Source organism: Methylococcus mesophilus, from assembly GCF_026247885.1.
In the GTDB taxonomy this organism is placed as follows: Bacteria; Pseudomonadota; Gammaproteobacteria; order Methylococcales; family Methylococcaceae; genus Methylococcus; species Methylococcus mesophilus.
On sequence record NZ_CP110921.1, the window covers coordinates 3,535,760 to 3,556,231 of the forward strand.

Below are 20,472 nucleotides of genomic sequence, written 5' to 3' on the forward strand. Positions count from 1 at the left end.
TGTAGGTGATCCCATGTTGGAAATTATCTTAGGCGTATTTTTCTTCACGGCTATCGTCGTCGCCTTGGTCTTCGTGATTCTCGGAGCTAAGTCGAAACTGGTGGCCGAAGGCAACGTGGAGGTGCTGATCAACGGTGAGAAGACCATCCACGTTCCGATCGGCTCCAAGCTGCTGACGGCCCTGGCCGACAACAACCTGTTCGTGTCTTCGGCCTGCGGCGGCGGCGGCACCTGCGCCCAGTGCCGGGTGCAGGTGCTGGAAGGCGGCGGCGAGATCCTGCCGACCGAACTCTCGCACATCACCAAGCGCGAGGCGGCTCAGGGCGACCGGCTGTCCTGCCAGGTGACGGTCAAGCAGAATATGAAGATCCATGTGCATGACGAGGTGTTCGGCGTCAAGAAGTGGGAGTGCACCGTGCGCTCCAACCACAACGTCGCCACCTTCATCAAGGAACTGGTGCTGGAACTGCCGGCGGGCGAGCATGTCGACTTCCGGGCCGGCGGCTACATCCAGATCGAATGCCCGCCCTACGACTGCAAGTTCTCGGACTTCGACATCGAGCCCGAGTACCGCGACGACTGGGACAAGTACAACTTCTGGAGGATCGAGTCGCACGTCAAGTCGCCGACGATTCGCGCCTACTCGATGGCAAACTATCCGGAAGAGAAGGGCATCATCATGCTCAATGTCCGTATCGCCACGCCGCCCTGGGGCAAGGAAGACCAGTTGCCGCCGGGTATCATGTCGTCGTTCATCTTCAACCTGAAGCCGGGCGACAAGGTCACCATTTCCGGGCCGTTCGGCGAATTCTTCGCCCGCGACACCGACAAGGAGATGGTGTTCGTCGGCGGCGGCGCGGGTATGGCGCCGATGCGCTCGCACATCTTCGACCAGTTGCGTCGCCTGAAAAGCAAGCGCAAGATGAGCTTTTGGTACGGCGCACGCAGCCTGCGGGAAACGTTCTACGCCGAAGAGTTCGACAAGCTGCAGGCGGAGAACCCGAACTTCAAGTGGCACCTCGGGCTTTCCGATCCGAAGCCGGAAGACAACTGGACCGGTTACACGGGCTTCATCCACAACATCCTGTACGAGCAGTACCTCAAGGACCATCCGGCCCCCGAGGATTGCGAGTACTACATGTGCGGCCCGCCGATGATGAACACAGCTGTCATCAAGATGCTCCTCGATATTGGCGTCGATCGCGAAAACATCATGCTGGACGATTTCGGCGGCTGATCGTCGCGGAAATGGCAGGGAACGGGGAGCCTCGCGCTCCTCGTTCTTTTTGCGCCGTCTGTAGAGAACAAACAGAGGTAAGCCGGTCCGACCGGCATCATGCTGGAGAAGACACCATGACTCTATTCCTGATCACTTTCGCCATCATCGGTTTTGTCATCCTGATGATGTCCGTCGGCGTCATTTTCGGGCGGCCGGCGATCAAGGGCACCTGCGGGGGCCTCAATGGCAGCGACTGTATCTGCACCCAGAAATGCGAGAAGCGCCTCAAGCTGGAGGCCGAGGGCAAGGCCTAAAGCTTAGCCGGAATGGCCGCCCCGGCTTCGTTCTACTGGTACGACCTGGAGACGTTCGGGACTGATCCCGCCTGCGACCGCATTGCCCAGTTCGCGGGGGTTCGGACCGATTTGAATTTCAAGCCGGTCGGTTCGCCCGACGTTCTGTATTGCCGGCCCTCGGATGACGTGGTGCCGCATCCCGAGGCCTGCCTCATCACCGGCATCACTCCCCGGCGGGCCGCCGAGCTTGGCGTGCGGGAAAGCGAGTTCATCTCCGCTATCTATGGCATCTTCGCGCAGCCCGGTACCTGCGTACTCGGCTACAACACCTTGCGTTTCGATGATGAAATGCTGCGCCACACTTTTTATCGGAACCTGTACGATCCTTACGTCCGCGAATGGAAAGCGGGCAATTCGCGCTGGGACGTCATCGACTTGGCGCGGCTGACTCAGGCGCTGCGGCCGGATGGGATCGAATGGCCGCGAGATGCCGCGGGAGCGCCAGTATTCAAGCTGGAGCGCCTGGCGGCGGCGAATGGCATCGTGCACGAGTCGGCGCATGATGCCTTGTCCGATGTGCGGGCGACGATAGGTTTGGCTCGGCTGATCAGCGAGCGCCAGCCGCGCTTGTTCAAGTTTGCCCTGGAAAATCGGGGTAAACAGGCCGTCGAACGGCTGCTGGCGCTGGGGAGCTGGCAGCCGGTGCTGCATGTCTCCGAGAAGTTTCCGGCGTCCAGGAACTGCATCGCCTGCGTGTTGCCGTTGTGCCGGCATCCGCGCATAGCGACGCGGGTCATCGTGTTCGATCTTGCCTGCGATCCAGCGCCGCTGCTCGATCTGGCGGCGGACGAGATCCGCCAGCGGCTGTTCACGCCGCTGGCGGAATTACCCGAAGGCGCCGAGCGGATTCCGTTGAAGGGCGTACATACCAACCGTTGCCCTGTGGTCGTCCCGCCGTCCGCATTGCGACCGGCAGATGCGGAGAGGCTCGGGATCGACGCCACCGTTTGCCGGGCGCACGCCCGCCGGTTGCAGGATCACGCGGACGAGATCCTCCCCAAGGTCGCCGCGGTGTTCGAGGCGGAGCTGCAGCCGGAATCCGGGCTCGATCCGGAGCTGATGCTCTATCGGGGAGGCTTCACGCCGGATGCCGACCGGCGCGCCCTGGAGCGGGTGCATGTGCAGTCGCCCGAGCAACTGGCCCGTTACCGTCCGCGATTCGTCGATGGGCGTTTCGACGAGCTTCTGTTCCGGTTCCGTGCCCGGAATTTTCCGGAGACCCTGAACGCAGACGAACGGGAGCGCTGGAGCCGGTTTCGGTCGGGCCGCCTGGCAGGCGAAGGCGGCGGCCTGAGCCTCGCGGAGTTCTTTTCTAGTATCGAGCGGCTTCGCGGCCAGGAACGTGATCCCGGCAAGCTGGCGATCCTGGATGAGCTGGAGGCTTATGGCAGGAACTTATCCGGTTAACCCGGATGAGCTTTGCCCGTATACTTAACGGCTACCTTTCCATCTATCCCTTTCGGAGGAGTAATGAAGAAGATTCTGCTTGTCGCCACCGGATTGCTCGTCGCTTGGACCGGTTCAGCATTTGCCCACGGACCTACCCGCCAGAAAGTCACCGAGACCATCGAAATCAACGCCGCTCCCGCGGTCGTCTGGGGCATCATCAAGGACTTCGGCAAGGGCGAGTGGATGCCTCAGGTGGCGAGCACCACCGCGACGGGCGGCAACGAGAAGGGCGCGACGCGCGACTTGAAGCTCAAATCCGGCGGCATCATCAAGGAAGAGCTCAAGAGCTACGACGCCGAAAAGATGAGCTATTCGTACAAGATCACCGAAGTCGATCCGAAAGACCTGCCGGTCGCCAATTATTCGTCCAGCATCGCCGTCACGGAGTCCGGCGCCGGTTCGACCGTGGAATGGAACGGTGCATTCTACCGCTCCTTCATGAACAACAATCCCCCGCCGGAAGAAAACGACGAGGCTGCGCTGAAGGCGGTTACTTCGGTCTACAAAGAGGGCTTGGCCAACCTGAAGGCGCTGGCCGAGAAGAAATGATCGCCCCGTGCTCCGCATGCGCTCCATGTCTATGAACGCCAAGGCGGCGGCATTGGCCGCCGCCTTTTTTGCTTCCGCCGTTTCGGCAGCGCCGTTCGCGTACGTCACCAACCAGAAAGATGATAGCGTCTCCGTCATCGACACCGCCAGCGGGGAGGTCCGGACCACGCTGAAGGTGGGGAAGGAGCCGGCCGGCGTCGCCGTCAGCCGGAACGGCGATCGCATCGTAGTGACCAATGCCGGCGGCAACAGCATCACGCTGATCGACGGTCGGAACCTGCAAGTGGTGGGTGAGATCGCCTCCGCCGAAGGCCAGGTCGGCGTAGCGGTCGATGCCGAGGGGCGGTTCGCCTACGTGGCGGACTGGTACGGCAGGGCGGTCTCGGTGCTCGATCTGGAGAATAGGGTTGCCGTCCGCCGTATACCCGCGGGGAACGTTCCGGCCGGCTTGGTGCTCGCGCCCGGCGGTTCGCGCCTGTACGTCGCCAATCGCGACGACGACGCCATTGCCGAAATGAATCCGGCGAGCGGGGAAACCTTGCGTACGGTCAAGGTGGGCAAGCATCCCTTTGGGATCGCCCTCGATCCCACGAGTGAGCTCTTGTTTTCCGCCAATGTCGAAAGCAACGACGTCTCCATCGTGGACGTCCGGACGCTGTCGGTGATCGCGACGATGAAAGTCGGTGAGCGTCCCTATGCCGTGGCTTATGTGGCACCGTATAAGCGCCTCTTCGTCACCAACCAGTACGACAACACAGTCTCGGTCATCGATATCGAGGGCCGGAAAGTCGTGGATACCATCGCCGTGGGCGAATACCCGGAAGGCATCGCATTGCATCCCGACGGCATCCATCTCTATGTCGCCAATTGGTTTGACAACACCGTTTCGGTCATCAACGGCCTGTCGCTGAAGGTGGAGCGGACAATCCCCACCGGCAATGGCAGTCGGGCCTTCGGCGAATTCATCGGCGGTGTCTGAGTCACCTCAGGACTGCGCCCGATGATCCCTCAGCCGCGCCAGCAGTTCCGGCAGGGTGCTGTCGGGGCCGCAGTTTACCGTGAACCCCGCCTCTTCCTCACTCAGCGGGATGCGGGACCGCAATTGTTGTTCCAGCACGTCGAGGTCCGCGTCCGAAGGGTCGGCTCCCGCTCTTTGGCGGGCGCGGATGCGTTCGCGCAATGTCGCCTCCGGCGCATCCATGGCGATGATGGCGAAACCGGCGCCGGATGTGTCCGCGACCCGTCTCGCATCGTCCCGATACCGTCGTTCGAGAAATGTGGCGTCGAGTATGACGGACAGCCCGGCGTGCAATAAAGGCGCTGCGAGCTCCAGCAGCCGGTCGTAAGTGGTGCGGGTGAATGCGGGGAGGTACACCTGGGCCGGATCGGCGCGGCAGCGCGAGGCCAGGCGTTTGCGTTCGACATCCGAGCGGATCATGATTGCCCCGGTTTCCTCGGCGAGTTGCGCAGCTACGTGAGTTTTTCCGCTGCCGGATACGCCGTGCATGAGGATCAGCCGGGCCGGCCGGTCGGGCAATAGGGAGAGCGCGTAGTCGACATAACTGCGGAAACCGGCAAGATGGGCGTCTCTCGCGGCGTCCTGCGCTGTATGCTCCCAAGTCAGTGCGGCGATTTTGGCCCGGACCATGGCCCGGTAGCGCCGGTAGTAGTCCCACAGCACCATGCCGCCGTAGTCGCCGGTGATGGACAAATAGCCGTTCACCAGCTTGGCCGCGAGCCGGGTCAGGCCGCGCGCTTCGAGATCCATGGCGACGAACGCGAGTTCGCTGATGACGTCGATCCAGCGCAGTTCCGGATTGAATTCGATGGCATCGAAGGGAACCGGCTTTCCATCGATCAAGGCGATGTTGGCGAGATGGAGGTCACCGTGGCATTCCCGGACGTAACCTTCGCGTTTCCGGGCGCAGAACACGCCTTCCAGTGTTTCGTGATCCCGCCGTGCTGATTCCCTGAGTCGAGCGATGTCCCGGGCCACGTGCTCCGGCGGCAGGATGGCCTCGATATGGGTGAAATTATCCATCGTCGCCCTGCGGATGCTCGACAGGCTGCCGTAGTCGTCTTCGCTGCCGGATTGCGGAATCGCGCAGTGGAATTCGGCGACGAGACGGGCTAATGCGCCGATATGGTCCGCCGTCAGCGCCTGCGCCGCGGCCACATCCGCGAGCAGCGAGCCTTCCGCAAATTGGCGCATCTTCACCGCGTATTCGAACGGGGAGCCTTCGCCTTCGATGCGGGGCGTTTGCGGCGAACCGGCGATCGGACAGACGGCGAGATAGATTTCGGGCGCAAGCCTCCGGTTCAGCCTGAGTTCCTCCTCGCAGAAGCGCAGCCTCAGTTCGAGGGTGGAGAAGTCGAGGAATCCGAAATCGACGGGTTTCTTGACCTTGTAGGCATAGGTTCCGGTCAGGAACACCCAGGAAATATGGGTTTCGATCAGGCGGATGTCGGAAACCGGGTGCGGATAGGCCTCGGCGGTCATCAGTCCGGCCGGGAATGCGCCTTGTGCGGCGATTTCATTCACGGTCGGTCAGGGCGAGCTTGTCGCCGCTCATGCGCAGAAGTGCTCTTCCTTCCAGGAAAGCCCGGATGTCGCTCCCCGCCAGGTTACGCCGCCATCCCTGCATGACTTTGGCGTTGGCGGGAGACTCCAATACCTCCTCGAGGTCTTTGCGGCTGGCGACGACGGATGGGTTGATGGTGTGTTCGATGCACCGCAGCCGGACTACCGCGGACATGGCATCGAGAATGGCTTCGGTTTCGGCGCTGCGGCGCTGAACGCGACGAGGCTGCGGCGGCAAGGTCCCTCCGTCGTCGGGCGCCTGGATAAGGGCGATCATCGCATCGCCATATCGCTGAACCGCGCGCAATTCGATCCCTCTCAGCGTCTGCAGGGCATCGCGGCTGCGGGGTTTCCTCAGCGCAATTTCCAGCAAGGCGTCATCGCGAAGGATCCAGTTGCGGGGCAGGTCGTTCTTCTGGGCGGTGGTTTCCCGCCAGGCCGCGAGGCGCACCGCCAGCGCGAACTGGTCCGGCTTCAGTCGGTCCAGCCCGCCGATGCGCTCCCAGGCGTCCTCGGGGCGGTTCACATACAGCCGTGGATTTTCGAGCGCGGCGAAATCGTCCGCCAGCCAGGAGGTGCGTTTTAGCCGGTCAAGTTGCTCGCGGATTTTCGGATACAGGGTGGCGAGATGGATCACGTCATTGGCCGCATACTCCTTCTGCGCCGCCGATAGAGGGCGTTGAGTCCAGTCGGTGCGAGTGTGCTCCTTGTTCACGGCGACGCCCAGCAGGGTCGAGACGAGGCTGGCATAGCCGATTTGCTCCGGATGCCCGATCAGGGGGGCGGCGAGCTGAGTGTCGAATATCGGGGCCGGAACGGATCGGAAGCGGTGGAAGAAAATTTCCAGATCCTGCCTCGCCGCGTGGAACACCTTGGTTATGGCTCGATTGAACAGCAGGTTCTCCACCGGCTGCAGGTCTTCGATGCCAAGCGGATCGATGCAGGCGGCCTGGCTCTCGTTGGCGATCTGCAGCAGGCAGAATTTGGGATAATAGGTCTTATCGCGAACGAATTCGGTATCCACAGCGATCCAGGGTGACGCGCTGATCGAGTTGCAGAATGCCGCAAGTTCACTGGGCGAATCGATGAAAGTGGTGGCCGAGGGCATGGTGGCGGGCATGTGAAGATATGGGGTGACGATTGTAACCGCCCTCCATGCGCAGGGGATCTGGCCCCGCCCATAATCTCGAGATCTTCAGATTGCTTATTGACATTGCGTAAGCTCACCGTCATAATGCCGTTTCCACAGCGCGCCTGTAGCTCAGTTGGATAGAGTACCTGGCTACGAACTAGGTGGTCGGGAGTTCGAATCTCTCCAGGCGCGCCATTTTGAAATGCCGTGGAGTTTTGGGTTTCGTGTTAGTTATTCCCCTGTAGCTCAGTCGGTAGAGCAGCTGGCTGTTAACCAGCGGGTCGGCGGTTCGAGCCCGTCCGGGGGAGCCAAATTCCAAGAAAGGCTTGCAGCGATGTAAGCCTTTTTATTTTTTGTTCCGGCGCGGGTGCGCTTGACATGGCGGCTGCCAGTAATTACTCTGAGCGGCTTTAGTCTTTCCCATATTGTGCGCACAGTTCTGTGCGCGATGCGGGTTGGAATAGTTTCGGAGCTCGGTAATGACCACAATCAACCAACTGGTTAGAAAGCCGCGAGTAAGCAAGAAGGAAAAAAGCAACGTCCCTGCGCTCGAAGGCTGTCCTCAGCGGCGCGGGGTGTGTACCCGTGTCTACACCACGACGCCCAAGAAGCCGAACTCGGCGCTCCGCAAGGTGGCGCGCGTTCGTTTGACGAATGGTGCGGAGGTGACCTCTTATATCGGGGGTGAGGGCCACAACCTGCAGGAGCACTCGGTGATCCTGATTCGCGGCGGCCGTGTGAAGGACTTGCCCGGTGTTCGCTATCATGTCGTGCGCGGCAGCCTGGATACGGCGGGCGTTCAGAAGCGTCGCCAAGCCCGTTCGAAGTACGGCGCCAAGCGGCCGAAGAGCTAATTTTAGAGGCTAGGTGATATGTCCAGAAGAAGAAGGAGTGAGCGGCGCGAGGTGATCGCCGATCCGCGTTTCGGGAGCGAGACCCTCGCCCGGTTCGTGAATATGCTCATGGAGAGCGGCAAGAAATCGATTGCGGAAAAGATCGTATACGGCGCGCTCGACCATATTGAGACGAAGACGTCGCAGGATTCTCTGGGGGTTCTGACCAAGGCGCTGGAGAACGTGCAGCCCGTCGTCGAGGTGAAGTCCAGGCGCGTGGGTGGTGCGACTTACCAAGTGCCGATCGAGGTGCGTCCCGCCCGGCGCATGGCGCTGGGGATGCGCTGGCTGATCGATGCAGCCCGCAAGCGGGGCGAGAAAGGCATGGTGATGAAGTTGGCCGCGGAGGTTCTGGAGGCGAAGGAAAATCGCGGTTCAGCGGTGAAGAAGCGCGAAGATACTCATCGAATGGCAGAGGCGAACAAGGCGTTCTCGCATTACCGCTGGTAATTCCAGCTGACCCGCTCTTTAAGATAATCAGGTTATTTGGCTGTGGCACGCACGACTCCTATCGAGCGCTACCGGAATATTGGCATCATGGCGCATATCGACGCCGGGAAGACCACTACGACCGAGCGCATCCTGTTTTATACGGGAGTTTCCCACAAAATAGGGGAGGTTCATGACGGTGCTGCCACTATGGATTGGATGGAGCAGGAGCAGGAGCGAGGCATCACCATCACGTCCGCAGCTACGACCTGTTTTTGGCGGGGCATGGATGGCTCCTTTCCTGAGTACCGCATCAACATTATCGACACCCCCGGGCATGTCGATTTCACCATCGAAGTAGAGCGCTCGCTGCGGGTGCTCGATGGTGCCTGCGCTGTGTTCTGCGCTGTCGGGGGCGTTGAGCCCCAATCGGAAACGGTATGGCGTCAGGCTGACAAATACTGCGTTCCGCGTCTCGCTTTTGTGAACAAGATGGATCGTGCCGGCGCGGATTTTCTGCGTGTCGTTGAGCAGATCCGCAAGCGTCTGGGCGCCAATCCGGTGCCGATCCAATTGCCTATCGGTGCTGAGGACGAATTCAAAGGGGTCGTCGATCTTCTGCGCATGAAGGCGGTCTGGTGGGATGACTCAACTCAGGGCACTCGCTTCGAACTCGGTGATATCCCGCCCGACATGGTCCCCATCTGCGCCTCTTGGCGAGAGAGGATGGTCGAGGCTGCCGCAGAATCTTCCGAAGAGCTCATGGAAAAGTACCTCGAAGGGGGTGAACTGTCCGTCGAGGAAATCAAGGAAGGATTGCGCGCGCGCACGTTGGCCAGCGAAACCGTTCCTGTCTTGTGCGGGTCGGCCTTCAAGAATAAGGGTGTCCAGGCCATGCTGGATGCGGTAGTGGAGTTTCTGCCATCGCCGGTTGACACGCCGCCCGTTGTGGGAATTGTCGAAGAAGGACTCGAAAGTCACCGCGATTCGTGCGATAATGCTCCTTTTTCGGCGCTTGCTTTTAAGATAGCGACCGACCCTTACGTAGGGGTGCTTACTTTTATCCGCGTCTATTCCGGTGTGCTCTCCTCAGGAGATACGGTCTACAACCCTGTAAAAGGCCGGCGGGAGCGGATCGGTCGGCTGGTTCAGATGCACGCGAATAACCGGGAAGAAATCAAGGAGGTTCGGGCCGGCGATATCGCGGCGGCGATCGGCCTCAAAGATGTCACGACGGGCGATACGCTGTGTGATCCGAAGGAAATCATTACGCTGGAGCGAATGGAGTTTCCTGAGCCCGTGATTTCGGTCGCCGTCGAGCCGAAAACCAAGGCAGACCAGGAAAAGATGGGCGTCGCGCTGAACAAGCTGGCGCAGGAGGATCCTTCTTTCCGGGTCAGGACTGATGAAGAGTCCGGGCAGACGATCATTTCCGGCATGGGCGAGCTTCATCTGGAGATCATTGTCGATCGGATGAAGCGGGAGTTCGGTGTAGACGCCAATGTCGGCGCGCCGCAGGTGGCATACCGGGAAACCATCCGGAAAGCCGTCGAGCAGGAAGGGAAATATGTCCGGCAGACAGGCGGACGCGGGCAATACGGTCACGTATGGCTGAAGCTCGAGCCCACGGAGTCGGGGGCGGGATACGAATTTGTGAATGCCGTCGTCGGCGGTGTGATTCCTAAGGAATACATTCCGGCGGTGGATAAGGGTATCCAAGAACAGTTACAGAATGGTGTCTTGGCAGGGTTTCCGGTCGTCGATGTGAAGGTCACCCTGTTTGATGGCTCTTACCACGACGTGGATTCTAGCGAAATGGCGTTTAAGATCGCCGGCTCGATGGGGTTCAGGGACGGCGCCAGAAAAGCCTCGCCGGTGCTCCTCGAGCCGATCATGAAGGTCGAGGTCGTTACGCCGGAGGAATACATGGGCGATGTGGTGGGCGACATCAATCGCCGCAGAGGGATCATCCAGGGTATGGATGATGCGCCGGCGGGCAAGGTTGTTCGCTGTGAGGTGCCGCTCTCCGAAATGTTCGGATACGCCACCGATCTGCGGTCGGCGACTCAGGGTCGGGCAACCTACAGCATGCATTTTGAGAAATATGTGGAAGCGCCGACGCATGTGGCGGATGCCGTCATCAAGAAATCGGTGTCGTAGTCGTTACACGGGACAGAGCGAGTTTTGAGAGGAAAAGACAGTGTCCAAAGAGAAATTTACGCGCACGAAACCGCATGTGAATGTGGGAACGATAGGTCACGTGGATCATGGGAAGACGACGCTGACGGCGGCCCTGACCAAGTGCATGGCGGCGAAGTTCGGGGGCGAATTCAAGGCGTACGACCAGATTGACGCGGCACCGGAAGAGCGCGCCCGCGGCATCACGATTGCCACCGCTCACGTGGAATACGAATCGACCGCACGTCACTACGCCCACGTCGACTGCCCCGGCCACGCCGACTACGTCAAGAACATGATCACCGGCGCGGCCCAGATGGACGGTGCCATCCTGGTGTGCTCCGCCGCAGACGGCCCGATGCCGCAGACGCGCGAACACATTCTGCTGGCGCGCCAGGTCGGCGTCCCCTATATCGTCGTGTTCCTGAACAAGGCCGACATGGTTGACGACCCCGAGCTGGTCGAACTGGTCGAAATGGAACTGCGCGAACTGCTTTCCAAGTACGACTTCCCGGGGGACGACATCCCCATTATCAAAGGTTCCGCCCTGAAGGCGCTGGAAGGTGACACCAGCGAGATCGGCGTCCCGGCGGTCGAAGCTCTGGTGCAGGCCCTGGACGACTACATCCCCGAGCCCGAGCGCGCCATCGACCGGCCGTTCCTCATGCCGATCGAAGACGTCTTCTCGATCTCCGGGCGCGGCACCGTCGTCACCGGGCGCGTCGAGCGCGGCATCATCAAAGTGGGCGAAGAAATCGAAATCGTCGGCATCAAAGCCACGACCAAGACCACCTGCACCGGCGTGGAAATGTTCCGCAAGCTGCTCGACCAAGGTCAGGCAGGCGACAACATCGGCGTCCTGCTGCGCGGCACCAAGCGCGAAGACGTCGAACGCGGCCAAGTGCTGGCCAAGCCCGGCAGCATCACCCCGCACACCCACTTCGAAGCCGAGATCTACGTCCTGTCCAAGGAAGAAGGCGGTCGCCATACCCCGTTCTTCAACGGCTACCGGCCGCAGTTCTACTTCCGGACCACCGACGTTACCGGCGCGGTGACGCTGCCGGAAGGGATCGAAATGGTCATGCCGGGCGATAACGTCAAAGTCATCGTCAAGCTGATCGCGCCGATTGCCATGGACGAAGGGCTGCGGTTTGCAGTGCGCGAAGGCGGCCGTACCGTCGGCGCGGGCGTTGTCTCCAAGATCATCGAGTGAGTCCATGGCTAAGCAGAGAATTCGTATCCGTTTGAAGGCGTTTGATCATCGGCTCATCGATCAATCGGCGTCGGAAATCGTCGAGACCGCAAAGCGCACGGGCGCGCAGGTGTTGGGCCCGATTCCCTTGCCGACGAAGAAAGAGCGATTCACCGTGCTGGTATCCCCGCACGTGAACAAGGATGCCCGTGATCAATACGAGCTTCGCACTCATAAGCGGCTGATGGACATTATCGAGCCTACGGACAAGACGGTGGACGCGCTCATGCGTCTGGATCTGGCTGCGGGCGTCGACGTTCAGATCAAGCTTAATTGATAGAAAGGTATTAGAGCACACGACTCGGGGAAGAGAGATGGCCATAGGTTTAGTCGGCCGCAAGTGCGGAATGACCCATATTTTTACGGATGCCGGTGCAGCCGTTCCGGTAACGGTGATCCATGTCGAGCCCAATCGGGTGGTTCAGGTTAAGACCCTGGAGTCAGACGGCTATCGTGCCATTCAGGTGACCACCGGCAGCAAGAAGCGTTCGCGCCTGACCAAATCGGACGCTGGGCATTTCTCGAAAGCCGGCGTGGAAGCGGGGCGCGGGCTGTGGGAGTTTCGGCTGGAAGATTCCGACCAAGACTACGCGGTCGGCGCCGAACTCGGTGTTGGCCTGTTTGCGGAAGGTCAGTTCGTCGACGCCCGGTCGCGGAGCATCGGCAAGGGCTTCGCCGGTGTCGTGAAGCGATATAACTTTCGCACCCAGGATGCGACCCATGGCAACTCGCTGTCCCACCGGGCGCCGGGTTCCATCGGCCAGAACCAGACCCCTGGCCGCGTGTTCAAAGGCAAGAAAATGGCCGGCCATATGGGGGACGAGAACGTTACGGTTCCCAACTTGCGGGTCGTCGGCGTCGATGCCGAGCGGTCTCTGCTCCTCGTGAAGGGGGCGGTGCCCGGTGCCAAGGGCGCGGATGTGATCGTTCGCCCTGCTGCGAAGAAATAGGTAGTTGGTCATGAGCCTCAGTATTCCAAAAATCGAAAACGGATCTGCCGGAAACCTGGAAGTTTCCGATAAGGTATTCGGTCAGGGATTCAACGAATCCCTGGTGCATCAGCTCGTCGTTGGCTATCTCGCCGCTGCACGTTCGGGAACGAAAGCGCAGAAGAGCCGGTCGGACGTATCGGGCGGTGGTAAGAAGCCCTGGAAGCAAAAGGGGTCCGGGCACGCTCGGGCGGGAACGACGCGCGGCCCGCTGTGGCGTACCGGTGGCGTGACTTTTGCGGCTTCCAACCGGAACTACCGGCAGAAACTGAACAAAAAGATGTACCGGGCCGCTGTCCGGTCCATACTTTCCGAGCTGCTTCGCCAGGGGCGTCTGGTCGTTTCGGACAGTATCGTACCGGAGTCCGCCAAGACACGTGATCTCGCGGTAAAGCTGAAGAGCTTTGGCGACGGATATACCGTAATTCTGGCTGAGCAGCTCGATTTGAATCTCGCCCTGTCGTCGCGCAATTTGCCCAACGTCAGCGTCAATACCGCTGATACGTTGAGCCCGGTCGATCTGGTGCACGCTGAGCGCGTCATCGCCACCAGCTCGGCGATTCGCAAGCTGGAGGTAAGGCTGTCATGAATCAAATCGAGTTGATGCGCACCCTGCTCGCCCCTGTGGTATCTGAAAAATCCACCGCAGGCGCGGAAAAGGACCGCCAGTTTGTATTCCGGGTCAAACCGGCAGCAAGCAAGCTTCAGATCAAAAGTGCCGTTGAGCTCATGTTCAGTGTGAAGGTGGAATCTGTACGCGTGCTCAACGTCAAAGGTAAGTCCAAGCGTTTCGGGCGGTTTATGGGCCAGCGTTCAGACTGGAAGAAGGCTTACGTGAAGCTGAAGCCGGGCTTCGATATTGAGCTGGCGGTAAATTGATTCTGTATTCGATTGCTTGAGTAAAGATAAGACCATGGCTCTGATCAAACAAAAACCCACTTCCGCTGGCTCGCGTTTTGTGACGCGAGTGCGCAGCGAGGAACTGCACAAGGGCGAACCGTATGCGAAGCTGCTGGAGAAGCAGACCCGCTCCTCGGGCCGAAATAATCAGGGCCGTGTGACCACCCGGCACAAGGGCGGCGGGCATAAGCAGTTCTACCGCATCGTGGATTTCAAACGGGATAAACTCGACGTGCCGGCTCGCGTGGAGCGTATCGAATACGACCCGAACCGAACCGCTTACATTGCGCTTGTGCTATATCGTGACGGGGAGCGTCGCTATATCGTCGCGCCGGCGGGCCTGAGCGCCGGCAACGAAATCGTTGCCGGCGAGTTTGCCCCCATCAAGGTCGGCAACAGCCTCCCGTTGCGGAACATCCCCGTCGGTACCGTCGTGCATTGCGTGGAGGGGAAGCCAGGGAAAGGTGCTCAGTATGCGCGCAGCGCCGGCACCTCGATCCAGTTGGTCGCAAAGGATGGCGAGTACGCAACCATACGCATGCGTTCCGGAGAGATGCGTAAAGTGCTGGCCGATTGTAAGGCCACGATTGGCGAGGTTTCCAATACCGAGCACAACCTGGTTTCGCTGGGGAAGGCCGGTGCGTCGCGCTGGCGCGGGGTTCGTCCGACGGTGCGGGGTGTCGCCATGAATCCTGTCGATCACCCCCATGGCGGCGGTGAGGGGCGGACGTCCGGGGGCAGACACCCCGTCTCGCCCTGGGGCATCCCCACCAAGGGTTACAAGACCCGGAACAACAAGCGAACCGATGGTCTGATCATCCGCAAACGCAAGACGCGATAACGAGCAAGAGGAATAGACCGTGCCACGTTCTATCAAGAAAGGTCCGTTCGTCGACCATCACCTGATGAAAAAAGTCGACGAGGCGAGTTCTACCGGCGCCAAGAAGCCTATCAAGACTTGGTCGCGCCGATCCATGGTGTTGCCGGAAATGATCGGAAAGACCATAGCCGTCCATAACGGGAAGCAGCACGTCCCCGTTTTGGTCAGCGATAACATGGTAGGCCACAAACTGGGGGAGTTCGCACCCACGCGGACTTACAAAGGGCATCAGGCCGACAAGAAGAGTAAGTGAGGCGTGTAGTCGATGGAAGCATTATCGAGACATAAAACGGCGCGCATTTCTCCTCAAAAGTGCCGGCTGGTTGCCGATCAGATACGCGGACTCAACGTCGCGGCGGCGTTGGACCTTTTGACGTTCAGCAACAAGAAAGCCGCCGAGCTGGTGAAAAAAGTGCTGCAGGCAGCCATCGCCAACGCTGAACACAACGAGGGCGCCGACGTCGACGAACTGCGTGTAAAGACCGTGTTCGTCGACGAGGGCCCTGTGCTCAAGCGGATGAGCGCCCGTGCGAAGGGGCGCGCAAATCGGATACTCAAGCGCACCTCGCACATCACCGTGCTGGTGTCGGATAACTAGGTAATTTGTAAAGGCACTCGGTCATGGGGCAGAAAGTCAATCCTACTGGAATTCGTCTGGGATATATCAAGGACTGGACATCGCGCTGGTTTGCGGACAGTAAGTCATATCCCGTATTTCTTAACAACGACCTTAAAGTTCGCCAGTTTCTGAAGCAGAAGCTGAAGCACGCATCGGTCAGCCGGATCCAGATCAATCGGTTGGCGAACAATGCCCAAATCACGATCCATACGGCGAGGCCAGGAATCGTAATCGGCAAACGCGGTGAGGACATCGATTCGCTCCGGCGCGACGTGTCCCGTTTCATGGGTGTCCCCGTTCAGGTAAGCGTCGAGGAGATCCGCAAGCCGGAAATGGATGCACAGCTTGTGGCGGAGGGCGTTGCCCAGCAGTTGGAGAAGCGCATCATGTTCCGGCGTGCAATGAAGCGCGCCGTACAGAATACGCTGCGGGTCGGAGCCGAGGGCATCAAGATCAGCGTGGCCGGCCGACTGAATGGCGCCGAGATCGCGCGGACTGAGTGGTATCGCGAGGGTCGGGTGCCGCTCCACACCTTCCGTGCGGATATCGACTATGGATTTGCGGAGGCGATAACCACGTATGGGGTTATCGGCGTAAAGGTGTGGATTTTCAAAGGCGAGGTTTTCGAGCCTGTGCACGCGGAACCGAAAACCCGCAGTGCGGTTGAAGCTTGATGAGGTCATGCCATGTTGCAGCCAAAAAGAACGAAATACAGGAAACAGCATAAGGGGCGCAATACCGGGTTGGCCATCGCCGGTAGTAAAGTGTCCTTTGGCGAGTATGGCCTTAAGGCAACGACTCGCGGTAGAATAACCGCCCGCCAAATCGAGGCTGCGCGTCGGACCATCTCCCGGCACGTAAAGCGGGGTGGAAAAATCTGGATTCGCGTATTCCCGGATAAGCCGATCAGCAGCAAGCCGCTGGAGGTTCGAATGGGTAGCGGTAAGGGCAGCGTGGAATACTGGGTTGCCGAAATCAAACCCGGCACCATGCTGTATGAGCTCGAAGGCGTCAGTGAAGAGCTGGCCCGAGAGGCGTTTCGACTGGCAGCAGCGAAGCTGCCTGTACAGACTACCTTTTCCCTGCGTACGGTGATGTGATGAAAGCCAGTGAATTGAGAGCGAAACAGGCTGACGAACTCAAGTCGACGCTGATGGATCTGCATCGGGAGGCATTCAGTCTGAGGATGCAGCAGGCGACGGGGCAGCTGAGTAAGTCCCATCAGATCAGGGCGGTGCGGCGCGATATCGCGCGAGTAAATATGGTTCTGGCAGAAAAAGGCGGAAAAGTATGACGGCGAGCGAAGGTCGCGTGCGGAGCGTCACCGGGCGCGTGGTGTCGAACAAGATGGATCGAACCATCGTGGTCGCCATCGAGCGGCAGGTGTCCCATCCGTTGTATGGCAAGTATATCCGTCGCACTACGAAGGTGGTGGCGCATGATGAAAACAATGAGTGCGGCATCGGCGATCTGGTGACCCTGCATGCATCCCGGCCGGTTTCGAAGAGAAAGGCCTGGACCCTCGGCGCTGTCGTAGAGCGGGCGGTATGAAGTCGTCCACTGGGGCCTTGAGCAAATATTTGGAGATTTGAACGATGATACAGATGCAGACGTGTCTGGATGTCGCGGACAATAGCGGCGCGCGGCAAGTCATGTGTATTAAGGTCCTTGGTGGGTCCAAGCGGCGCTACGCGAATGTTGGCGACGTCATCAAGGTCAGCGTGAAGGATGCGATCCCGCGGGGGCGTGTCAAAAAGGGCGAGGTATACAACGCTGTGGTTGTTCGTACCCGCAAGGGTGTGAGGCGTTCGGACGGATCGCTGATTCGGTTCGATAACAATGCTGCGGTGATTTTGAACAATCAGCATCAGCCCATTGGTACGCGTATTTTCGGGCCGGTCACGCGCGAGCTTCGTTCTGAAAAGTTCATGAAGATTATCTCTCTGGCGCCGGAAGTGCTTTGACGTAAGAAGGTGTTGCCCCATGCGTAGGATCAAGAAAGGCGATCAGGTCGTCGTCATCGCCGGAAAAGACAAAGGAAAAAGAGGCTCAGTGCTGTCGGTGCTGAGCGACGACAAATTGCTGGTTGAGGGTGTCAATCTGGTCCGGAAGCACCAGCGCCCGAATCCCATGAGAGGCGTGACCGGTGGTATCGTCGAGAAGGCCATGCCGATCCATAGTTCCAACGTGGCGCTGTTCAATGCCGCCACCAACAAAGGGGATCGCGTCGGATTCCGGCTGCTGGCTGATGGCAGAAAAGTCCGTTTCTACCGATCCACCAACGAACTGATTGACGCTTGAGTAGCGGATGTGCCATGGCTAGGTTAGAAGAGCTTTATAAAGAGAAAGTTGTCCCGGAATTGATGGCGCGATTCGGCTACCAGTCCGTCATGGAGGTTCCGCGTCTGGTAAAGATCACCCTGAATATGGGGGTGGGTGAAGCAGTCGCGGACAAGAAAATCCTGCAAAACGCGGTCGAGCACATGCAGGCGATCGGTGGGCAGAAGCCCGTCGTCACACACGCTCGCAAGTCGATCGCAGGTTTCAAGATCCGTGAGGGAATGCCCGTAGGTTGCAAGGTAACACTGCGGCGTGCGCGCATGTACGAATTCCTGGATCGTCTCATCAGTGTCGCGATTCCCCGTATACGCGACTTCCGCGGATTGAACCCGAAAGCATTCGACGGCCGGGGCAGCTATTCCATGGGCGTGAGGGAGCAGATCATTTTTCCGGAGATCGACTACGACAAGATCGATGCCATCCGGGGTATGGATATCACCATCACATCGACTGCGAAATCAGACGCCGAAGCTAAAGCATTGCTCGAGGCGTTCAAATTTCCTTTCCGGACGTAACGAAGGGCGGAGTCATGGCAAAAAAATCAATGATCGCGCGCGAAGTGAAGCGCCAGAAGCTGAACAACCGCTACGAGAAGAAGAGAGCCGAACTGAAGGCAATCATTTGTAGCGGGGAAACGCCCGATGAGCAAAGGGAGGCGGCGATCGTTGCGCTGCAAAAGCTGCCGCGGGACAGCGCCGCCACGCGCCAGCGCAATAGATGCCAGCTGACCGGGCGCCCGCACGGCTTCTATCGTAAGTTCGGGTTAGGGCGAAACAAATTGCGGGAATGCGTCATGCGCGGCGAAGTGCCGGGTGTGGTCAAGGCGAGCTGGTAAGGCGGACCGCTAACGTATCGGAGTTTATAGTCATGAGTATGTCAGATCCTTTGAGCGATCTCCTTACGCGGATACGCAACGGTCAAGCCGCCGGCAAGGCGGAGATCCTCGTTCCGGCGTCGAAGCTCAAGCGAGCCGTGTGCCAGGTTTTGAAGGACGAAGGTTATATCGCGGGTTTCTTCGATGTGGCGGACGGTGCAAAGCCCAACCTCCGTGTGGAGCTTAAATATCACAACGGCGCCCCGGTCATCGACAAGATCCAGCGGGTCAGCAAACCCGGATGTCGGCGCTATAGAGGGCGGAACGAAATGCCCAAAGTCATGGGCGGCTTCGGTATTGCCATAGTCTCCACCTCAAAGGGTGTTATGTCCGATCGCAGAGCCAGGGTGCTGGGTGAGGGCGGCGAAGTTCTCTGTGTCGTTGAATGATGTTTGTACAGGCTGGCCGATATGTCTCGTGTAGCGAATAATCCAATCTCCATTCCCAAAGGGGTGGAAATAAGCATTGCCGAAGGGATAGTAACCGCGAAGGGCAAGAACGGCGTGTTGTCGCGCGCACTTCCTGCATGCCTGAGCGTGAACGTGAACGCTGATACTGTCACGGTCGACTACGACCGGAATGATCAAGCGCAGAATGCCATCGCGGGCACCACTCGCGCCAATCTTGCCAATATGATCGTCGGCGTCAGCAGTGGATTCGAGCGAAAGCTCTCTCTAGTAGGCGTGGGATACCGCGCGCAGGCCAAGGGGGATGTGTTGAGCCTGAGTCTCGGCTACTCCCATCCGGTGGAGTTCAAGGTCCCCGCAGGCATTGTGGTGGAGACCCCGTCCCAGACCGACATTGTCGTTAAGGGAGCCGACCGTCAAGCGGTGGGCCAAGTGGCTGCCAACATCCGAGCGTTCCGCTCGCCGGAACCTTATAAGGGCAAGGGCGTCCGCTACGCGGACGAGGTCATCATCCGCAAGGAAGCGAAAAAGAAGTAGGACATAGCAATGGATAAGAAACAGGCCCGTCTGAAAAGGGCAGCCAAAACTAGGCATGTCATTCGCGCCATGGGTGCGAATCGCCTGACCGTTCACCGCACTCCCCGGCATATCTATGCGCAGGTCATCGGCCCCGACGGTGGCACGGTCCTGGCTTCAGCGTCCACCCTCGAGACGGCCATCCGTGACCGCCTGGCCGTTACCGGAAACCGGGATGCCGCCACTGAGGTGGGCAGGTGCATCGCTGAGAAGGCGTTAGCCGCCGGGGTTTCCAGCGTTGCATTCGATCGATCGGGATTTAAGTACCACGGACGAATCAAAGCGCTGGCCGATGCGGCTAGAGAAGCTGGGCTCCAGTTCTAGCGAGGATTATCAATGGCAAACGTGAGTACTCAGGCAGGTGCCGGTGAGGGGTTGCAGGAAAAGCTGGTCGCCGTTCGGCGCGTCTCCAAGGTGGTCAAGGGCGGACGCCAGTTCGGATTTACCGCGTTGACTGTCGTTGGAGACGGCAACGGGCGCGTGGGTTTCGGCCTCAGCAAGGCGCGAGAGGTGCCGGTCGCGATCCAGAAGTCGATGGAGCAGGCGCGGAAGAATATGCGCAAGGTCGCGCTCAACGGTCAGACCTTGCACCATCCGGTCACGGCTGCGGCTGGGGCTGCGAAAGTACATATGCAGCCTGCTTCGGAGGGTACCGGCATCATCGCTGGTGGCGCCATGCGTGCTGTTTTTGAGGTGGTTGGCGTTCATAACGTCCTTGCGAAATGTATTGGCACCAACAACCCGATCAATGTCGTTCGCGCGACGATCAAAGGGTTGACGGAATTGCGGGACCCGAAATCTGTTGCTGCGAAACGCGGAATGACGGTCGAAGAACTTCTGGGGTGATGG

30 protein-coding genes and 2 tRNA genes are annotated in these 20,472 nt (G+C 59.5%); 30 read left to right on the plus strand and 2 right to left on the minus strand.

The window, feature by feature from the left end; all coding sequences use genetic code 11:
* Nucleotides 1–13: 13 nt before the first annotated feature.
* From nqrF to OOT43_RS16755, 5 genes are all read left to right on the plus strand, one after another.
* Nucleotides 14–1,237: an NADH:ubiquinone reductase (Na(+)-transporting) subunit F gene (gene nqrF, locus OOT43_RS16735; RefSeq protein ID WP_266021794.1), complete on the plus strand. Its 1,224-nt coding sequence runs from the start codon at nucleotides 14–16 to the stop codon at nucleotides 1,235–1,237.
* Between the two features lie 116 nt (nucleotides 1,238–1,353).
* On the plus strand, nucleotides 1,354–1,533 hold the full coding sequence (locus OOT43_RS16740; protein ID WP_266021795.1) for a (Na+)-NQR maturation NqrM: 180 nt from the start codon (nucleotides 1,354–1,356) through the stop codon (nucleotides 1,531–1,533).
* A gap of 12 nt (nucleotides 1,534–1,545) precedes the next feature.
* Nucleotides 1,546–2,982 carry an exodeoxyribonuclease I gene (gene sbcB / locus OOT43_RS16745; protein WP_266021796.1) on the plus strand — a complete coding sequence of 479 codons (1,437 nt, stop codon included), beginning with the start codon at nucleotides 1,546–1,548 and terminating at the stop codon, nucleotides 2,980–2,982.
* 63 nt (nucleotides 2,983–3,045) lie between these two features.
* Nucleotides 3,046–3,573: an SRPBCC family protein gene (locus OOT43_RS16750; RefSeq protein ID WP_266021798.1), complete on the plus strand. Its 528-nt coding sequence runs from the start codon at nucleotides 3,046–3,048 to the stop codon at nucleotides 3,571–3,573.
* 16 nt (nucleotides 3,574–3,589) lie between these two features.
* Nucleotides 3,590–4,552: a YVTN family beta-propeller repeat protein gene (locus OOT43_RS16755; RefSeq protein WP_266021799.1), complete on the plus strand. Its 963-nt coding sequence runs from the start codon at nucleotides 3,590–3,592 to the stop codon at nucleotides 4,550–4,552.
* A 6-nt stretch (nucleotides 4,553–4,558) separates the two neighbouring features.
* On the opposite strand, the gene OOT43_RS16760 is transcribed toward OOT43_RS16755, so the two are convergent.
* Nucleotides 4,559–6,115, minus strand: coding sequence for a bifunctional aminoglycoside phosphotransferase/ATP-binding protein (locus tag OOT43_RS16760; protein WP_266021801.1), 1,557 nt, complete (start codon nucleotides 6,113–6,115; stop codon nucleotides 4,559–4,561).
* The gene (gene rnd / locus OOT43_RS16765) at nucleotides 6,108–7,274 is read right to left on the minus strand and encodes a ribonuclease D (RefSeq protein ID WP_266021802.1); all 1,167 of its coding nucleotides are present in this window, start codon (nucleotides 7,272–7,274) and stop codon (nucleotides 6,108–6,110) included. The genes OOT43_RS16760 and rnd overlap by 8 nt, the downstream gene beginning before the upstream one ends.
* A 130-nt stretch (nucleotides 7,275–7,404) precedes the next feature.
* On the opposite strand from rnd, the gene OOT43_RS16770 reads away from it, so the two are divergent.
* The 25 genes from OOT43_RS16770 (at nucleotide 7,405) to rpsE (ending at nucleotide 20,469) form a co-directional block, all read left to right on the plus strand.
* Nucleotides 7,405–7,481 (plus strand) — tRNA-Arg (locus OOT43_RS16770).
* Between the two features lie 40 nt (nucleotides 7,482–7,521).
* Nucleotides 7,522–7,597 (plus strand) — tRNA-Asn (locus tag OOT43_RS16775).
* Nucleotides 7,598–7,765: 168 nt separating this feature from the next.
* Nucleotides 7,766–8,140, plus strand: coding sequence for a 30S ribosomal protein S12 (rpsL, locus tag OOT43_RS16780; protein ID WP_169604340.1), 375 nt, complete (start codon nucleotides 7,766–7,768; stop codon nucleotides 8,138–8,140).
* An 18-nt stretch (nucleotides 8,141–8,158) separates the two neighbouring features.
* Nucleotides 8,159–8,629, plus strand: a complete 471-nt coding sequence (gene rpsG, locus OOT43_RS16785; RefSeq protein WP_266021803.1) for a 30S ribosomal protein S7 — start codon at nucleotides 8,159–8,161, stop codon at nucleotides 8,627–8,629.
* Nucleotides 8,630–8,671: 42 nt separating this feature from the next.
* On the plus strand, nucleotides 8,672–10,768 hold the full coding sequence (gene fusA, locus OOT43_RS16790) for an elongation factor G (RefSeq protein WP_266021804.1): 2,097 nt from the start codon (nucleotides 8,672–8,674) through the stop codon (nucleotides 10,766–10,768).
* A gap of 40 nt (nucleotides 10,769–10,808) precedes the next feature.
* Nucleotides 10,809–11,999 (plus strand): elongation factor Tu, encoded by a 1,191-nt coding sequence (gene tuf / locus OOT43_RS16795; protein ID WP_266021805.1) that lies wholly within the window; start codon nucleotides 10,809–10,811, stop codon nucleotides 11,997–11,999.
* Between the two features lie 4 nt (nucleotides 12,000–12,003).
* Nucleotides 12,004–12,315 (plus strand): 30S ribosomal protein S10, encoded by a 312-nt coding sequence (gene rpsJ / locus OOT43_RS16800; protein ID WP_010961601.1) that lies wholly within the window; start codon nucleotides 12,004–12,006, stop codon nucleotides 12,313–12,315.
* 37 nt (nucleotides 12,316–12,352) lie between these two features.
* Nucleotides 12,353–12,988 carry a 50S ribosomal protein L3 gene (gene rplC, locus OOT43_RS16805; RefSeq protein WP_266021806.1) on the plus strand — a complete coding sequence of 212 codons (636 nt, stop codon included), beginning with the start codon at nucleotides 12,353–12,355 and terminating at the stop codon, nucleotides 12,986–12,988.
* Between the two features lie 10 nt (nucleotides 12,989–12,998).
* Nucleotides 12,999–13,616 (plus strand): 50S ribosomal protein L4, encoded by a 618-nt coding sequence (gene rplD, locus OOT43_RS16810; protein WP_266021807.1) that lies wholly within the window; start codon nucleotides 12,999–13,001, stop codon nucleotides 13,614–13,616.
* Nucleotides 13,613–13,906 (plus strand): 50S ribosomal protein L23, encoded by a 294-nt coding sequence (gene rplW, locus OOT43_RS16815; protein ID WP_218807511.1) that lies wholly within the window; start codon nucleotides 13,613–13,615, stop codon nucleotides 13,904–13,906. The genes rplD and rplW overlap by 4 nt, the downstream gene beginning before the upstream one ends.
* Nucleotides 13,907–13,940: 34 nt before the next feature.
* Nucleotides 13,941–14,768, plus strand: coding sequence for a 50S ribosomal protein L2 (gene rplB / locus OOT43_RS16820; protein ID WP_266021808.1), 828 nt, complete (start codon nucleotides 13,941–13,943; stop codon nucleotides 14,766–14,768).
* Nucleotides 14,769–14,787: 19 nt separating this feature from the next.
* The gene (gene rpsS / locus OOT43_RS16825) at nucleotides 14,788–15,060 is read left to right on the plus strand and encodes a 30S ribosomal protein S19 (protein WP_266021809.1); all 273 of its coding nucleotides are present in this window, start codon (nucleotides 14,788–14,790) and stop codon (nucleotides 15,058–15,060) included.
* A gap of 12 nt (nucleotides 15,061–15,072) precedes the next feature.
* Nucleotides 15,073–15,405, plus strand: coding sequence for a 50S ribosomal protein L22 (rplV, locus tag OOT43_RS16830; RefSeq protein ID WP_266021810.1), 333 nt, complete (start codon nucleotides 15,073–15,075; stop codon nucleotides 15,403–15,405).
* A 23-nt stretch (nucleotides 15,406–15,428) separates the two neighbouring features.
* Entirely contained in the window at nucleotides 15,429–16,100 is a 672-nt protein-coding gene (rpsC, locus tag OOT43_RS16835) for a 30S ribosomal protein S3 (RefSeq protein ID WP_266021812.1), read from the plus strand.
* A 12-nt stretch (nucleotides 16,101–16,112) separates the two neighbouring features.
* Nucleotides 16,113–16,526 (plus strand): 50S ribosomal protein L16, encoded by a 414-nt coding sequence (gene rplP / locus OOT43_RS16840; protein WP_266021814.1) that lies wholly within the window; start codon nucleotides 16,113–16,115, stop codon nucleotides 16,524–16,526.
* Entirely contained in the window at nucleotides 16,526–16,720 is a 195-nt protein-coding gene (gene rpmC, locus OOT43_RS16845; RefSeq protein ID WP_218807506.1) for a 50S ribosomal protein L29, read from the plus strand. Before rplP ends, rpmC begins: the two co-directional genes overlap by 1 nt.
* Nucleotides 16,717–16,977, plus strand: a complete 261-nt coding sequence (gene rpsQ / locus OOT43_RS16850; RefSeq protein ID WP_266021815.1) for a 30S ribosomal protein S17 — start codon at nucleotides 16,717–16,719, stop codon at nucleotides 16,975–16,977. Before rpmC ends, rpsQ begins: the two co-directional genes overlap by 4 nt.
* 44 nt (nucleotides 16,978–17,021) lie before the next feature.
* Complete coding sequence (gene rplN, locus OOT43_RS16855; protein WP_266021816.1) at nucleotides 17,022–17,390, plus strand: 50S ribosomal protein L14; 369 nt, start codon at nucleotides 17,022–17,024, stop codon at nucleotides 17,388–17,390.
* Nucleotides 17,391–17,409: 19 nt separating this feature from the next.
* A complete protein-coding gene (gene rplX, locus OOT43_RS16860; RefSeq protein ID WP_266021817.1) occupies nucleotides 17,410–17,727 on the plus strand; it encodes a 50S ribosomal protein L24 in 318 nt (105 codons plus the stop codon).
* Between the two features lie 14 nt (nucleotides 17,728–17,741).
* A complete protein-coding gene (gene rplE / locus OOT43_RS16865; RefSeq protein WP_266021818.1) occupies nucleotides 17,742–18,281 on the plus strand; it encodes a 50S ribosomal protein L5 in 540 nt (179 codons plus the stop codon).
* Between the two features lie 14 nt (nucleotides 18,282–18,295).
* The gene (rpsN, locus tag OOT43_RS16870; protein ID WP_266021819.1) at nucleotides 18,296–18,601 is read left to right on the plus strand and encodes a 30S ribosomal protein S14; all 306 of its coding nucleotides are present in this window, start codon (nucleotides 18,296–18,298) and stop codon (nucleotides 18,599–18,601) included.
* A gap of 32 nt (nucleotides 18,602–18,633) precedes the next feature.
* Nucleotides 18,634–19,029, plus strand: coding sequence for a 30S ribosomal protein S8 (rpsH, locus tag OOT43_RS16875; protein ID WP_266021820.1), 396 nt, complete (start codon nucleotides 18,634–18,636; stop codon nucleotides 19,027–19,029).
* A gap of 21 nt (nucleotides 19,030–19,050) precedes the next feature.
* Nucleotides 19,051–19,584: a 50S ribosomal protein L6 gene (rplF, locus tag OOT43_RS16880; protein WP_266024947.1), complete on the plus strand. Its 534-nt coding sequence runs from the start codon at nucleotides 19,051–19,053 to the stop codon at nucleotides 19,582–19,584.
* Nucleotides 19,585–19,593: 9 nt separating this feature from the next.
* The gene (rplR, locus tag OOT43_RS16885) at nucleotides 19,594–19,947 is read left to right on the plus strand and encodes a 50S ribosomal protein L18 (protein ID WP_266021821.1); all 354 of its coding nucleotides are present in this window, start codon (nucleotides 19,594–19,596) and stop codon (nucleotides 19,945–19,947) included.
* Between the two features lie 12 nt (nucleotides 19,948–19,959).
* Nucleotides 19,960–20,469, plus strand: a complete 510-nt coding sequence (rpsE, locus tag OOT43_RS16890) for a 30S ribosomal protein S5 (protein ID WP_266021822.1) — start codon at nucleotides 19,960–19,962, stop codon at nucleotides 20,467–20,469.
* The last annotated feature ends 3 nt before the right edge of the window (nucleotides 20,470–20,472 follow it).